General features: G+C 24.6%; 15 protein-coding genes. All 15 read left to right on the top strand.

Annotated elements, in window-relative coordinates; all coding sequences use genetic code 4:
* Positions 1–15: 15 nt before the first annotated feature.
* The 15 genes from ACJA22_RS00500 to ACJA22_RS00430 all read left to right on the top strand — a co-directional run bounded on the left by ACJA22_RS00500 (position 16) and on the right by ACJA22_RS00430 (position 16,245).
* Complete coding sequence (locus tag ACJA22_RS00500; protein WP_406617025.1) at positions 16–234, top strand: nuclease PIN; 219 nt, start codon at positions 16–18, stop codon at positions 232–234.
* Positions 234–932 carry an Mbov_0392 family ICE element protein gene (locus tag ACJA22_RS00495; protein ID WP_406617026.1) on the top strand — a complete coding sequence of 233 codons (699 nt, stop codon included), beginning with the start codon at positions 234–236 and terminating at the stop codon, positions 930–932. Before ACJA22_RS00500 ends, ACJA22_RS00495 begins: the two co-directional genes overlap by 1 nt.
* Before the next feature lie 9 nt (positions 933–941).
* On the top strand, positions 942–1,157 hold the full coding sequence (locus ACJA22_RS00490; protein WP_254735168.1) for a hypothetical protein: 216 nt from the start codon (positions 942–944) through the stop codon (positions 1,155–1,157).
* A 294-nt stretch (positions 1,158–1,451) separates the two neighbouring features.
* A complete protein-coding gene (locus ACJA22_RS00485) occupies positions 1,452–1,913 on the top strand; it encodes a hypothetical protein (protein ID WP_406617059.1) in 462 nt (153 codons plus the stop codon).
* Positions 1,873–2,250, top strand: coding sequence for a hypothetical protein (locus ACJA22_RS00480; RefSeq protein ID WP_406617186.1), 378 nt, complete (start codon positions 1,873–1,875; stop codon positions 2,248–2,250). Before ACJA22_RS00485 ends, ACJA22_RS00480 begins: the two co-directional genes overlap by 41 nt.
* A complete protein-coding gene (locus tag ACJA22_RS00475) occupies positions 2,225–3,091 on the top strand; it encodes a CDS14 family ICE transfer lipoprotein (RefSeq protein WP_406617185.1) in 867 nt (288 codons plus the stop codon). The genes ACJA22_RS00480 and ACJA22_RS00475 overlap by 26 nt, the downstream gene beginning before the upstream one ends.
* A 201-nt stretch (positions 3,092–3,292) precedes the next feature.
* Complete coding sequence (locus ACJA22_RS00470; RefSeq protein WP_406617184.1) at positions 3,293–3,649, top strand: Mbov_0395 family pilin-like conjugal transfer protein; 357 nt, start codon at positions 3,293–3,295, stop codon at positions 3,647–3,649.
* Between the two features lies 1 nt (position 3,650).
* Positions 3,651–4,817, top strand: a complete 1,167-nt coding sequence (locus ACJA22_RS00465; RefSeq protein ID WP_406617183.1) for an Mbov_0396 family ICE element transmembrane protein — start codon at positions 3,651–3,653, stop codon at positions 4,815–4,817.
* Between the two features lie 13 nt (positions 4,818–4,830).
* Entirely contained in the window at positions 4,831–7,599 is a 2,769-nt protein-coding gene (locus ACJA22_RS00460) for an Mbov_0397 family ICE element conjugal transfer ATPase (protein ID WP_406617182.1), read from the top strand.
* A 64-nt stretch (positions 7,600–7,663) separates the two neighbouring features.
* Entirely contained in the window at positions 7,664–9,001 is a 1,338-nt protein-coding gene (locus tag ACJA22_RS00455) for a DNA adenine methylase (RefSeq protein WP_406617181.1), read from the top strand.
* 180 nt (positions 9,002–9,181) lie between these two features.
* Entirely contained in the window at positions 9,182–9,988 is an 807-nt protein-coding gene (locus ACJA22_RS00450; RefSeq protein ID WP_406617033.1) for an Mbov_0398 family ICE element protein, read from the top strand.
* A gap of 77 nt (positions 9,989–10,065) precedes the next feature.
* Positions 10,066–10,254: a hypothetical protein gene (locus ACJA22_RS00445; RefSeq protein ID WP_406617180.1), complete on the top strand. Its 189-nt coding sequence runs from the start codon at positions 10,066–10,068 to the stop codon at positions 10,252–10,254.
* Positions 10,255–10,381: 127 nt separating this feature from the next.
* Complete coding sequence (locus ACJA22_RS00440; protein WP_406617179.1) at positions 10,382–10,777, top strand: single-stranded DNA-binding protein; 396 nt, start codon at positions 10,382–10,384, stop codon at positions 10,775–10,777.
* Complete coding sequence (locus ACJA22_RS00435; RefSeq protein WP_406617178.1) at positions 10,767–14,984, top strand: Mbov_0399 family ICE element protein; 4,218 nt, start codon at positions 10,767–10,769, stop codon at positions 14,982–14,984. Before ACJA22_RS00440 ends, ACJA22_RS00435 begins: the two co-directional genes overlap by 11 nt.
* Positions 14,985–15,069: 85 nt before the next feature.
* A complete protein-coding gene (locus tag ACJA22_RS00430; RefSeq protein ID WP_406616729.1) occupies positions 15,070–16,245 on the top strand; it encodes an IS30 family transposase in 1,176 nt (391 codons plus the stop codon).
* Positions 16,246–16,473 lie beyond the last annotated feature (228 nt).

Below are 16,473 nucleotides of genomic sequence, written 5' to 3'. Positions count from 1 at the left end.
CAGAAAGGAAAAATTATGCAAGAAATTAAAAACAATAAATTTGATGAAACTTTATTAAGTGAAGAATCAAAACAAAAATTAGATCAAGATTTAAAACAAAATGGGATTAAAAGCATTTATTTAAAACCTTATTTAGACACTTTAAAAAAACTTGATCCTATTAAATTTGAAGATAATCAAAAAATAAGTATTCAAGAATTAAAAGATGCTTTAAGAAATAAAGGAGATAAATAATGATTAATTTTAAATATGATGATATTTCTTATTTAACTCAATATGCCGATTTATTAGAAAATGACCAAGATGTTTTAAATCAATTTAATTACTGATTAAAGGTAATTAATGATAATGAATTACAAAATCATTATAAAAATGAAGTTATTAAGATTAATAACAATATGCCAAATGTGCATGATGATATAAATCAAAAAATATGTTGAAATTTACTTGGCGGTGATACTAATATTGAAAATTTAAAACAATATAACGTATTGTTAAAAACACTTGGAAATGAAGATGTATGAAATCAAAGTGATCAAAACTTAAAATATGGTATGAGTGATTTTATGTCAGAAAATAATTACGCTTTAAAAGAAGATATGCTAGAAATCATTGATCAAGATTTTAAAGAAAATGGAATAAATAGCCAATATATTTATTCATTTAATTCATCTAGTGCTTTAAATAATGAATATGGAGATTATGTATATATTGATCCATATTTACATATGCATAATAAAGATATTAAGGATATTGAAGAAGAATACATTGAAAATTTAGCTTCTTTAAAATTAGATGAAATCATTGATTTAAATAATAAAGAAAGTATTGATGCAAATAATAATGAATATCAAATAACTTTTTTTGGTTTTTTCAATAGTGATAATGAAGAATCAAAAGAAGAAACCAATGCTAATTCATTAAAAAGATAAGAGGTATTTATGGCTAAATGATTTTATCGTTTGAGAGGAAGTAATACTACTGGTAAGAATGCAAAAAGTTTCCCTTGTGGTTCAGCTTATCAATATGATAAAGCTATGGAAATAGCAAAAGAAGTCATTGATAAGAAACAATATAAAGAAGTTCAAATTGAACGTATTCAAATTATCAAAATTGTTAGAAACGAAGGTGATAAAGGAGGTGATAAGAATTACTAAGCAAATCAAAATGCTTTTACCTTTTTGATTAACTTGGAAAAGTTTTATCTGATATTTTATTTTCTTAATTATTATTTGATTATTTTGCGGAATGTATGTTTTTGGAGCAAAAATATCAGTAGAAAAAAGATATGAAGCATTAAACAATTTAATATTGCTTTATATATTATATGTGCAATATTACTAAGTAGCCTTATTTATCCTTATATTTGAGTTAGAAAAAGGCGAAAATTCATTAAATCTATTAGTTAGTATTATAATTTTAGTGTATTAAATTTTAAATAAGGAAAAAATATGAAAAAAAATAAAATTTGATTAGGTTTTGGTTCTGCTTTAACTATTTCGATTTTACCATTAACTACTATGAGTTGTGATTGGTGAAATAAGACTTTTAACCCAAATAATAAAGTAGAAAATCCTAAATTTCCTAATCCTAATAAACCTAATGGAAATAATCCTGATGAAGATAATAAACCTCTTAAAAAAGATGGCTATGTCTTATATAAATCTACTAATGAAAATTATTTAAAGAAAAATAATAATTATTATTTTAAAGAATTAACTTATAAACCTGTTAAATTAACTAATGAAGTTTATAACAATCAGGGATGAAAAAATTATCGTCCTAGAATGTGAATGGCATTAAAAGAAGCGGATAATTTACTTGCTAAATTTCAGGCTTTAGGAGTTTATTTAACTGATAAAGAATATACTAATGATTTTGAAAGCTGCCGTAGGCATTTGAAATATTATTAGAACTTTTGCTAATAGTGATGCTACAAAGCACGGAATTAGTGAAGGTGGGCATTTTGAAGCTAGAGATGATGAGACAAAATATGAAGCATTAATGCGGTTTTTAAATGAAATGGATGATTATTTAAATCCATCTATGGCATTTAATAGCCTTTATCGTAGTGAAGATTATTTTAATTACAAAGTAATTCCAGAAATTCAAAATGATAAGAACTGATTAAAAACTAAGCTTATTTATTCTGCTTCTACTGAAATGCCTTCTTCTTATATTAGAAATAATTATTTAAATTCTTTATTAGAAAAAATTAAAAAAGATGGTAAAGATTCCTTTTGTTTTTAATTTATTAAAGCAATATACTTACGCTATGGAAAATGGGTGAAATGAAGCAAATGATGCTAGAAATTGATTTATAGCTCCTTATTCTTTTGGTTCTAATGAGTTTATAAATAATAAATTTCCTAATGAACAATTTAATATGTATACCCATAAAAAGGGATTAGATGAAACTGATAATAACCAATCTTATAATAACTATAATCCTGTGGCTTTTTCTTTTCATCAAATGAGTAGATTTTATTTATCAGAAAGATTAAATTTTGAAGTTTATAAAAATTTAATTAAATGATTTAAGGCTTTTAATAGATTAAATCCAGAAAATAAAAATAAATGAAGTGAAATCGAAGATAAATCTAAATTAGAAAATGCTTCAATTAATTTAGTAAAAACATTAATCAAATATTTAGATTGACATCATTTATTGCTTGGCGAATTTGAAGATCCTAGTGATAAAAAAAATACCTTAGCTGATTTATTTGCTATGAAAGCATTTGATGATAATAAAATTGATTTTGAATATACTTATAGATTTGCTTATGAATTTTTATATGAAAAATTAGTTCCTACGATGATTGCTAATGATTGAGTGATGCCTGATGAATTTGACAATTTTGAAAAGAATTTAATTGATACTAACCGTAAAGATTCTTATATTTATGATTACATCTTTAAATATTTAAATGTTATTTTTAAAGATAAATTTCCTGATATAAACTTATTAGAAAAACGTAAAACTTATTTAAACATTACAAATAAAGATTTTTGAAAACAAAAATTTTTAGATAATGTTTTAAAACACTGAAATTATCAATTTAAAATAAATGTTAAAACCAATGAATTTTAACATAGTGCACGTGTGCGTATATTAATATCACGCGGGCAAACAAAAACAAAACTAACTAACTAATAGAAAAAACTAACAATTTTAACGAATTGTTTATTTCTATTAGTTTTTATTACTTTAAAACTTTATTGTGTTAGCACGCGTAAGCACGTGTGCATATATTAATAGGCACATGCTCGAACGTGCGCATGAAAGGAAAATATGAAAATCAATGATAAAAGTTTTAGTTTTTTAGGAGATTTTAGCGAAACAGTAATGAGAGGTATTTTTATTGCCTTAATTCCTGTAGCTATTATCGTTTTAATTGGGATGATACTTTGAGCCAGAAGCCAAAATGCCGCTACAAAGAATCCTAATGAAAGAAAACAAAATAATTTAAAGGTATGAGGTGCTTTATCTGCACTTATTATCATTATTGTTATGTGACCATTAATTGAACTTATTAAATCTAATGTTAAAAAACCTAGTGGTTCTGGAACAGCACAAAATTCTTTAAACAATCAAGTAATGCAAAATGCTTTAATGCTTAAATTACCTAAACTAAATTTAATGGTATAAGATGAAATTAATACAAGCAATAATAAATCCAATTATTAATGCTGTTTCTGCTCCAATTAGATTAGCAATATTTGCACCATTAGCAACAATTGGATTGATTGGTTTTACTTTATTTAGTTTAATATTCATTTTATTTAAATTGTTTAGTTTAAATCTTAATAATTACTTAATGTTTAATTTAGTTCCAGGCCAAAGCTATAGTCAATTTGCTACAGCTAGACCTTGATATCAATTTTTAATTATTAGTTTTATTCTTTGACTTATTAATTTTTTCTTTTTCATTTTTAGATATGCTAAAGAAACAAATGGAGCCAAAGCTAAAGAAATATATGTTAGTGCTTTAAAGGCTACGGTAGGAGGCATTTTAACACTTATATTATTTCAAGTGATTATTTTATTTATTAATATTTTATTCATTGAAATAACTAAAGCTATTTTTAATGGAGCTACTAATTCTTCTTTAGGTTTTGATAATATAGCAAATAATATTATTAGAAATATGATTCCATCAAAAGGATTTAATCCTAAACATTATACAGATCCTTTTATTGGTGGGATATTCCCTAATCTTTATTGGGTGTATACATTTCCTCTTTGATGAGATATACACGCTAATATTGTGGGGTATGCTTTTTCTACTGGTATTTCTATTGCTCTTGTAGGAATATTAATTTCTATACCTTTAATTTTTGTTATGTTTGATATTGTTTCAAGAGTTTTTATTAACTGATTATTATTTATTTCTTTTCCATTTATTCCGGCTTTTGGAATTAATGATGGTGGAAAGAAAATGAGAATATGAAAAGAAAAATATTTTGGTAATTTATTAGCTTGTTCAGTTTATGGATTGGGGCTTATGATGTTAGGTGCTTTTATTGGTTTATCTAACACGTTTATAAATTCACAAATAAATAATATTTTAGGTTCATTTTCTATTGTTGCTAGTGGTTATCAAGCTATATTTACTTTAATTTCTATAGTTATTTTAGTATTAGGTTCTTGTTTTGCATTCAAAAAATTATCAGAAATAGCAATTGCATTTATAGGTAGCGAAGTAAGTGGTGGTCAAAGCGCTAAGGCTGGTATGAGTATAGCAAAAATGTGAGCTAAGGCAGCAAAAGCTAAGGCTACTGGTGGAGCAAGTTTAATTACTTCCGCCCTTAAATAAATAAGGAGATAATATGACACAATTACAGCCGAGTAGAATAAAAAATCGAAGTAGTAAAGTTTGAAAGAAATTTAAAACTAGAGATGTTATTGAATTTACCGTTATTCTTATATCTTCGTTTTTTATTAGTTTTGGTTTAAGTAAATTAGTAAATGTTAGATTAATCTTTTTTGCCTTTTGAGTTCCTACTTTTATTTTAGGTTTAATACTTATTTTGCCTAATCGTAAAAATAACTGTAAAGTTTATATTCTCATATGAAGAATGTTTGTATTTTGAACGACACCAAAACATTATTCTAAAAATAAGGATAAAAATATGCGTGAAAGCATTGATTTAAATCCTTATTCTTGTTTAGTTAATGAATATACTATTAAAAATAAAAACGCTAAAATTAGTTTTTATAATCCTAAAAATGATAGAGAAAATTATTTATCTGTTTTTAAACTTAATGGAATTAATATTTGAAACGAAGATGAATTTACTCGTGATTCTTTCATTGATGCTTTTGCTAAAAGTTTAAATAATGTTCCTTATAAAATTTCGTTTGTTAAGCTTGAAGAAAAAGTTAATTATGATGAAAATATAAAATATATTCAAACAAAAGAAAATAAATTACATAATGATTCATTTTGGAATGACTATTACAAATTAAACAAAAATGATTTTTCTAAATTAAACACAGAAGCTTTACAAAATAATTACTATTTAATTGTTAATGGTGATTCTTTATCTGGATTAAGTGAAGCATTAGAAATTATTATTGATAAATTTAATGATAATGGGATTGGTTTGGAAAGATTAGAAAAAGTTAAATTACTAAACTTTTTATCTAAACTAAATATGTTTAATATTGATAATTTACAAATTGAAAGTTATTGTAATGAATTAGAAGCTAAATATAATAATGAAAATTCTTTGGATGAATTATTTATTTATGATAAAGTCATTATTAAAAATGATCATTTAATGATAAATAATGAACTAGTAAAAGTTAGCTGTTTAAATACTTTACCATTTGAATTAAATGATAAATGAATAAAAATATTGTTTTCTATTCAAGGAACTTGTGTATGAAATAATTTCCCTCTATCTGATGATTTTGCTAATAAAAAATTAGATAAATCAATTCTCGCTTCTATTGACACTACTAATGCAGTAGGAAGTCCTGTTTCTAATATGGTCGGGTCTATTGACGAACAAGCTACAACTGAAATGGCTTTGCAAGTAAATAGAGACGATTACAAACTTTTTGATAGTAATTTCTTTTTTGTGATTAAAGATCAAGATATAGCCAATTTAAATAATAAATATCGAATTGCTAAAAATATAGCAAGCAAAAAGAATATTACACTTAATAATCTGAGATATCGTCAATTATTAGCTTGATATGAAGTATGTAATTATCCATTTGAAAGATTAGACCAAGAATATTATCAAATTACTTCGATTAACTTAGCTTTAGGTTGACCTTTTGAAAGTGAAACCCATAATGATAACAATAATTTATTATTAGGTTTTACAGAGAACACTAGAACACCTATTAGTTTTAGATTATTTGATATGTATCATTCAAATCGAACTAATTTTAATATGTTTGTTAACGGAACTAGTGGTATGGGCAAAACTACTTTTACTAAAAAATTATTAACTTCTATTTTAGCTGCTAATAATAAAGTTGTAGTTATTGACCCACAAGGTGAATATACTGATATAGCTACAAAATTAAATGGACAAATTATCGATTTAGGAGCAGGTAAAAATACTATTATTAATCCTTTACAAGTTAGAAATACTTTAAAAGATTCAATTAAAAATGATGTAGTTTCTTTAATTAATAATCATTTATCTTGATTAGAAAGTTTTTTTAAAACACTTTTAAATTTAGAATCTCATCGTTGAATTTTGCTTCAAAATGTAATTAAAGATTTCTATAAAGAAAATAAAATATATGAACTTAATGATATTGAGCATTTAAAGGCTTCTAAATGGCCTACAATGAGTGAGTTGATAAAATATATGTCTAAATACAAAACTAATCATTTAAATAACCCTATGGCTAAAAAGGCTATTTTAGATGAATTAGTAGAGAACTTAACTTTTTCATTTGAAAATGATGGAAGATATCAAGATTTATTTAATGGACATTCTAATATTAAGCTTGATAATGATTTTGTAGTGTTTAATACACAAAATCTTATTAATGGTGCTGATAATACAGGTGCAAAATTAGGAACAATGTGTTTATTAAATTTTGTTAGCGAAATTGTTTTTAATAATTGAATGAATAATGAAATATTAAAACGAGAATATATTGCTAAAAATAATATTCACTTAATGAATGCTAAACAAATTGAAGATACTATTAAATTTTGTGCTGTTATAGTAGATGAAGCACATTTATACGTTGATCCTGATAATCCTTCGATTTTAAAATATATGGTTCAAATGACTAAAACAGTTCGGAAATTTAATGCAGGTATGATTTTTACTACTCAAAATCCAGGTGATTTTACCATTACTAGTTCTACAGTCGAAGATGCTTCTAGAATTATTCAAAACCCTCAATATTCAGTATTTTTTGGGCTTAAAGATACTGATATAGAAAAAGTTCAAACTTTATTTAAAAATTCTAATCAATTATTAAATAGTGAAATTAGATATTTGACTAATCATAAAAAAGGAAGATGTTTGTTTAATATTAGTTCAAATAAACGTATTAGAGTAAATATTTATTATAACCAAATTGAACAAGAGATGTTTTTTACTTATGCATCAGACTAGCACGCGTAGGCACGTGTGCATATATTAATAGGCACACGTTCGAACGTGCGCATGAAAGGAAATTATGAAAAAGAAAAATAAAATTAGTGATAAAACTATCGAAACATTATTACCATCAAAAGAAAGATTGCAAGAACTCGAAAAAGAAAAGGAAGTTAATGATTTCATTGATGGTATTAATTTAAGTGGAGATAACCAAATAGATAATATTATGAATTCTTTAAACACAGAAGAAGCTAAAGAAAAAGAAATGACTAAAAAAGAAAAATTGAGAGATAAAACACAAAGTGCTTATGATGCTCAATTTTCCGGTCGTTTTACTGAAGCTGAAGATGTAGGAATGTTTTACCGCTGAAAAAAAGAAATTGAAAAGAATGGCAAAACAGTTTATAAAGAAATAAATAATATTATTCGGAGCTATTTATTAGCAAATGAGAAAAAAGAAATAATGCGTGAATGGAAACATGATTTATTTCAAGCTTTAAGAAAAGTAAGTTGGTCAGCTTTAAGTCCATATCAATTACAAATAAATCGAAGATTTAGAAGTATGGATATTGAAAGAAAATATATTATTCATCCTTTTTTAAAATGAGCAGGTGGTAAAAGTCAAATTATTAATAAATTAAAACACTATCTGCCTAATCCTACAACTATTAAAGAATATTATGAACCTTTTTTCGGTGGCGGAGCTCTATTATTTAATTGAACACCTAAAAAAGCTCATATCAATGATATTAATGAAGAATTAATTATAACTTTGAATTGTTTTCAAAATGATAAAAGTTTTACAAAATTAATTGAATTATTACAAACACATGAATTAAATCACTCCAAAAAATATTATTATGAAATAAGAAACATGGATAGAGATCCTAACTATAATAAATTACCTGATTATGTAAGAGCAGCAAGAATGATTTATTTAAATAAAACTTGTTTTAATGGTTTATATCGTGTTAATAGTCAAGGATATTTTAATGTTCCTTTAGGCAAAAAACAAAAAATTAAGATATTTGATACAACGAATTTGTGTAATATACAAAATTATTTTGCAAATAATAAAGTCAAAATTACAATGATGGATTTTGAAAAAGCTACAAAAGGTGCTAAAAAAGATGGCTTCATTTACTTCAATCCTCCTTACGATGTTCTTCCTGATAAAAAAGGATTTGTTGATTATTCAAAAGACGGTTTCGGAAAAGAGGAACAAATAAGATTAGCTGAAGTATTTAAAAAACTAGACAAAAAAGGTGTAAAACTAATGCTATCTAATCTCAATACTCCATTTATAAATGAGCTTTATAAAGATTTCAATATTCATGTAATTGAAGTAAGAAGACTCATCAGTTCAAAAGGTGATGGAAGAGGATGCGTAGAAGAAGTTATTATTACTAATTATTAAGACATTTTCGAAAAGGAAGATGTTTATTTAATATTAGTTCAAATAAACGTATTAGAGTAAATATTCATTATAACCAAATTGAACAAGAGATGTTTTTTACTTATGCATCAGACTAGCACGCGTAGGCACGTGTGCATATATTAATAGGCGCACGTTCGAACGTGCGCATGAAAGGAAATTATGAAAAAGAAAAATAAAATTAGTGATAAAACTATCGAAACATTATTACCATCAAAAGAAAGATTGCAAGAACTCGAAAAAGAAAAGGAAGTTAATGATTTCATTGATGGTATTAATTTAAGTGGAGATAACCAAATAGATAATATTATGAATTCTTTAAACACAGAAGAAGCTAAAGAAAAAGAAATGACTAAAAAAGAAAAATTGAGAGATAAAACACAAAGTGCTTATGATGCTCAATTTTCCGGTCGTTTTACTGAAGCTGAAGATGTAGGAATGTTTTACCGCTGAAAAAAAGAAATTGAAAAGAATGGCAAAACAGTTTATAAAGAAATAAATAATATTATTCGGAGCTATTTATTAGCAAATGAGAAAAAAGAAATAATGCGTGAATGGAAACATGATTTATTTCAAGCTTTAAGAAAAGTAAGTTGGTCAGCTTTAAGTCCATATCAATTACAAATAAATCGAAGATTTAGAAGTATGGATATTGAATTGTCGATTATTAACTTAAAGCTTAATATGATTATTAACGCTTTATTTAAGAGCAATGATGAATTAGAAAAAGAAATAGATAATCCTAGTTCTGAAATACTTACTGAATCTAAATTCTTTGAAAAAACAATTAGAGGTGCGGTAAATAAACTATCTCAAGATTGAACTAAAAAAATAGCTAAGAAAATTCAAAATGGCGAACGTGCTTGAAATGATTTTTTAGCTAGTTTAAGTGAAAATGAATTTGATGATATTTTGGAAGAAATAGGAGCTACTAATTCTACTGCTCAAGAACAAATTGAAGAAAAATAAGTTTAGCACGCGTAGACACGTGTGCATATATTAATAGGCACACGCTCGAGCGTGTGCAAGACAAAAAAGGATTTATTATGACTTATGATTTTGAATATTCTTTATTTTGTGATTATTGTGGTGAAGAAGAATGCAAAACTAAAATAACTTGTTATTATAAAAATAAGGAGGATCAAATTTTTTATGTAAGAAATTGTGATCCTATTTCATTTAGAAATAAAAAAATACCATTAAAAATTAGAAAGGTTTTAAACAATGATATATAAATGTTTATTTTGTGAAAAGCCTATTAAATATCAAAAATATTATTTAGATGTAAAAGAAGACATTTTAGAGTTTTGCTCTGGTAAATGCCTAGATGAATATATGAAAATAAAATATTAAGGAGAAAATATGAATAAAGTTATATTAAGTGGTCGTCTAGTTAATGATGACTTTAAAGTTTTTAAATCAAATAAAGGAGTATCTTTAACTTTTAAGATTGCTTTAATTGAAAATAGTAAAAAGACTAATTTTGTAGATATTGTATGCTTTGATAAATTAGCTAATAGTATTACTAAATATATTAAAAAAGGTGATTTATTAGAAATTGAAGGTAAATTGAATAATTCTAAATACATTGCTAAAAATGATGAAACTATCTATAAAACAGAGATATTAGCAAAAAATATTACCTTTTCTGTAAGATCAAAGCACAAACAAAAAGAAGACAAAAAAGAAAATAAAACAGAAGAATTTAATAACCATAATATTTACGGTTTTGATTTTTATGATGAAGATGAAGAGTAAAAAAATTCTTTTTATAGCTGGAGGAATATTTAGTATTGCTTCAGCTTCTTTATTTTCTTTAAGTCTTTCTAAAAATATAGAAATTAATAATGAATTTTATATTCAAAATAATGAGTATAGTTTTTTAAACAATCAAAAGTTATTAGAATCATTATTTACTAATTTAAATTTTAATCGTAATGATTATCAAAATAATTTTGAATTTAATAATGAAACTAATGGAAATAATAATCCATATAAAGATCAAAAATTTATTAATGCTGACACATTAGAAACGTATTTTGAAACCGAAGCTAAAAGTTTAGATGAAACTTATAAACGAAATCCTTTTGGTGATTTTAATGCAAGTTCAAAAATTTACGCTAGGGATGAAAATGAATTAGGCATTCCTGATGAAATTAAAAAATATTTAAAAAATATAAAATATTCTCGATATGATTGTTTCATAGATCCTGGCACAGGATTGGAAACTAATTTATGTAAATGATTAGATGGAGAAATTGAACAAATTATTAAAAGGGAAAACTATTCTATTAATTGAATTAATCGATATAAATTTGATTCTTTAACTAAAGATTATGATATTGAAATACATAAATTTAATAATAAAATTACTTTTACAAAATGAAATGCTAATAACAAATTTATCGAGCAAAAATCTAAATCAAAAAATATAGATCAACATGTATCGGTTTATGATAGATTTTTCTTGCAATGTTCAGATAAAATTGATGTAAATTTTAGTTTAAAAAAATGAAATCAATTAGATTTAGACGATGCTTATAGTTTAATTAAATATTTCACAAAGATTAATAGTTTTAATCACTTAAAAACTTTCTTAGAAACTTTTAAGTTAAAAAATACTAATCAAAGAATAATTATTGATTCTGATACTATGGGCGATTTATCCACTCCTATCGATACTAATGTTTTTATAGGGGGTAAAAGTAATATTGATAAATTAAAAGATATGGTTGCTAATTTGGAAAAAGTAGTGGAATTCAATAATTTTAAGGTTAAATATGGTTATGATGTCATAGTTAATTTAGATGCTAAAAGTTTTAATTTAGTTTTTAAAGTTAAACAAATATTTTATAAAGATAAAGATATTACTAAAACTTTTAAAGAAGCTATTGCTAAAGAAGTTAAGGGTTGAATTAAAAGAAAGGGGAAAATGAATAATTGATCCTTTTCTAATAATTTTCAAAGTCCAGAAAATAAAGAAAAATCTAGAAAACTTTATCAAATGTTTTATGAAGTTTTATTTGATGGACAAAATGTAATTAATAATATCCCTGTAGCTTTTAAAGCTAGTTCTATTTATGATACATATGGAGAGAAAGGATTTAAAAGTCGTTTATTCTTTAAGTATGGAAAAGTAATTAATCAAAGATCATTACATGATATTCAAAAAGATCCTAATTTTGATATTACTAAACAAGTTGAAACTGATAAACCTATTAAATTAGAAGAACCTAATGGTAATTATGGTGGTAAATGATTGATTAATTCTCCTTTACAAGTTGAGTTTATAGCTAATCGAGAAGAAAGTGAAGTTTTATTTATTAATGGACAAAAAATCGATGTTTTAAACCGTCATTTTAAATATCATCTAAAAGATTTAAGAACTTCAGCAAATGATGAAGAAAAAATTGCCTTAGATGAAAAGGACAAAAATAAAACTCAAAATGAATTAAATGATAATAATTCACGTAAGAAAAATGAATATATTATTGAAATTAAAAAATATAAAAGTGGCTCAAATAATAGTGGTGAGCCTATTTCTACATATAAAATTAAGTTTTTAATTGTCGAACAAAATTTAAATCAATCTTTGAAGTGGTTTGCTTGAAACCCAGAAATTAATCCTGAACAAAAAGAATTAATTACTCCAGAACTTACTAAAGATGGTAAAACCTTAACTGATAAAGATGGTAATCCCTTGATTAATCCTAAATATGATGAATCTATTGATCCTAATACTGGAACTAAAAAACAAATTCTTTGAATTCCTAAAAGCACCTTAAATAAGAAGATTACGGAAAAATTAAAATTTTGATATCCTAAAATCGATATTTTAAATGATTATGGTATTTTTGCTGAAGCTTCTGTTTTAGGCAAGGGTGCTTTAAGAAATTTAATTGTAGATAAAAACATTATTAAAAACTCTAATGTTAAATACTATAAATGTAAAATCTATGATAAACAAACTAATAAATGATTAAAAAACGATGAATTAGAAATGCAAGAACTTTCACCAGAAAATGGAACTAGTCAAAATGCTTATATGTCTGAAGAAGGTATTTGACTTATTGCTGCTAGTTCTAATGGCTCTATATCTAATGTTAAGCTTGTAATTATTGATGAAAATAACACTCCTAAAAATTACTTTCTTGATGAGCTTAAAAATAAATTTGATAACAATGGAATTGAATTATTTAGAAAATTTGAACTTTTTTGAAATTCTACTTTAGGGGGTTATTTCAAAAATTGATTAATAAATGAAAAACATTATGAAGAAGCTAGAATTAATAAAATATCTTATGATGCTTTATTACCTCTTTATAATGAATATGTAAATGGTTCTTGAGAATTTTATAATCCTAATGAGATAGATAAAACTATTGATATATTTAATGATTTTAAATGAAGCAAATTAGATAATCTTAATGGATTTACTAATCAAAAAGCTATTAAGGAATTTGTTCTGAATTACATTAGAAAAAATATAGCTTCTAATAAATTAACTAAAAATTTAATTGAAAATAAAGATTGATTTATTTCCGAATTTACTAATATAAATGATGAAAATAAATTTTTACAAGCTTTAGCTAATGTTTCTATTTATGGAACAAGTGAAAATAATAATTACGAAGGAGTTAAATTAACTTTAATAGGAAAAGGATTATATGCTAATTCTAAAAAAGAAATATATTTTAGAAATGAAGCTTGACATATTTATAATCCTCCTATTGATTTGTCTAAAATCGATATTCAAGATAATTTAACTTTTAATATTTCAAAACAAACATTCGAAGGTAAAAATATACCTGAAGAAGTTGCTGATGAAAATTATCGAAAAGCTATTGAAAATAAAGTATTAAGTTTTATTAATTTTCAATTGTTAGAATATAAAAATAAAACTAAAAAAAATGGTAAAAAAATCGAAATGATTTTAGGTAAAGATTTAGAAATAGCTAATTTTAATGAAGTAATTGCACATTTAATGAGAGGCAAGGTTTTAGATAAACCTATCGAATTAAAACTTATTGGCAAAAATGCTAATTTATATAACTATAAAACTATTAATTTTAAAAATCTTGGAGATGGAGGTAAGTTTAATCTTAAAAATTTAAGTTATGTTTTAATGGATAATAAAAACATAATTAAAGAAACTAACCCATCTAAGATTAAAGAAAAAGTTATTGAATTGGTCAAGGAAGCAGCAAATAAATTAGCTTTGCAAATTGATAAAGATTATAAAATATTTGCAATTAATAATGATGCTTACTGATTAGAATTAGTATCTAAATATGATGACCCTAAATTAAAAGAAAATAAAGAGTTTTATGATAAATTAGTTAAAGCTTTAGAAGAACTTAAAAAACGTAAAACTTTTAAATACGGAGATAAAGATATTCCTATCGAATTTGAATCAAAAGATTTAAATATTAAAAATCAATTAGAACATTATAAAAATTTAATTATTGAAGAGTTATTAAGAGAAATAAATAATAATGGTTTAAATGAAAAAGTATTAAGTAAAAAAATTATTTTATTACCTACTAATACTACTAAAGGTTTTGGTTATGGATATATTATTAATCGAGTAGATAAGGCATATGATCCATCAAAAGATCCAGAATGAAAACCAAATCCTAATCCTAATGAAGATGATGATATTGTTAATCCAAGTAATAAACCTAATAAAGATAAGGGATTTAAGAAAATAGCTAAAACTTGATGATTCCCTTTAGTTATGGTGATTAGTATTATTGGTTTATTAGTGGGCGGAATATTTTTAACTAAAACATTATTAAGAAAATATGGATGAAGTTTTGGTAAAAGAGCAAGACGTAATAAAAATAAGAAATATGAAAAAGCTATTGCAAAACGTAAGAAATTTTTAAAAAAAGAGCATAACAAAAATCAAAAAGAATTAGAAAAAAATAAAAATATACTTAAAAATTATTCATTCCAGAAATAAAAGTCCCAACATTTGAAAATGTCGGGATTTTTCTGTCCTTTTGGTAAAATAAAAATGATAAAAAGAAAGGACAACATAATTATATATGAAAAACGATAAAAAAATTTTCTGTACTTTGGTTAGAAGTAAAAATGTGCATAACAAAATTCAAACTTCACAAATTCATTTCGCTGTTGATAAGAATTACTCTGAAATTTTAAGCCGCTCGAAAAACTACTCGACACACAAAAACCATATCGGTTTTGCAGAAGTGTTTCAGATAATATATGGATTACTAAATTTTCAATCTTTAAAAGAAATATCTCAAAATATTGAAATATCGACTAAAGCGATTAAAAGGTTTTTATTTAAATATTCAAAAGGAATATATTTAGGCAAAGGCGATAGAAAAACCTGTGATTGTTGTGATGCTAAAATTAAAAAAGTTCGTTATTTAAATCTTGATGAATTTATGATAAATGTTGCTAATTTTGATAAAAGTAAAAGAATAGCATATTCAAAAAAGAAAATAGAACAATATCAAGATTTTAGAAATTTTTGAACAGAGCTTTTTGATGATTATACCCAAAATAGAAATAATAAAGATTTAGCAAAAAGAACGCCTAAGCTAAGCGCTAACGAAATATTAAGAAGATTTGAAGAAAAGTATCCAAACAGCTATAAACCTTCAAAATCTATGGTATATAATTTGATATCACAAAGAGTCTTTAAAGACCTTGAAATAGGCATTTTGGTCAATTTATCCACCAAAGGAATTAAACAAAAACGACCCCCAAAAAGAGACAGTCGAAAGCTTAAAAAGATTGGAGTTAGCATTGATCAACGCAGCACAGAAATCAATGAAAGACTTAGAGATAATGATTATGAATTAGATACTGTTATTGGTTCAAAAACTGATCAATGTTGTTTCGTAACGCTAATTAATAGAAAGACTAGACGCTTCTATTTTCATATGGTACGGCGGACTAGCACTGGTGTTAGAGATGGGCTGATATACCTAATGCAAAAATATAACTTGACAATAGATTCGCTAACCATAGATAATGGTAGTGAAAATGCGAAACTAGATGAAGTGCCAGGTATTAAGCAAATATATAAATGTCACCCATATTGTTCGGGAGAAAAAGGCTCTATCGAAAACTGCCACAGGTTATTAAGACGGTATTTTAAAAAAGGCAAGTCTATAGACCCTTACTACGGTCAAGATTTGACTCCTGTTATGGATTTTATAAATAATTACAAGAGAAGCATTCGCTTCTAATCCAAACTTTTGATGTGCTAAAAAGTTTGACAAAAAGGCACTTACTTTTTTGGAAAAAAGTAAGCAAAAAACTCAAGTTTTTTACAAAACTTGGTATTTTCGTTTAAATTTTTTTAGGATTTTACAGCTTTTCTTGGTAATAATTTATAATTTTTGTAACATTTTTGATTTTACGCAAAATTAGGACTTTTAAAATTGGAATTTATAATATACTTAAAAATTAAGAAA

The organism is Mycoplasmopsis adleri (genome assembly GCF_045276205.1).
Lineage (GTDB): Bacteria > Bacillota_I > Bacilli_A > Mycoplasmatales > Metamycoplasmataceae > Mycoplasmopsis > Mycoplasmopsis adleri.
Note: the sequence above shows the minus strand (reverse complement) of the source record. Positions and strands in the feature narration are given on the sequence as shown.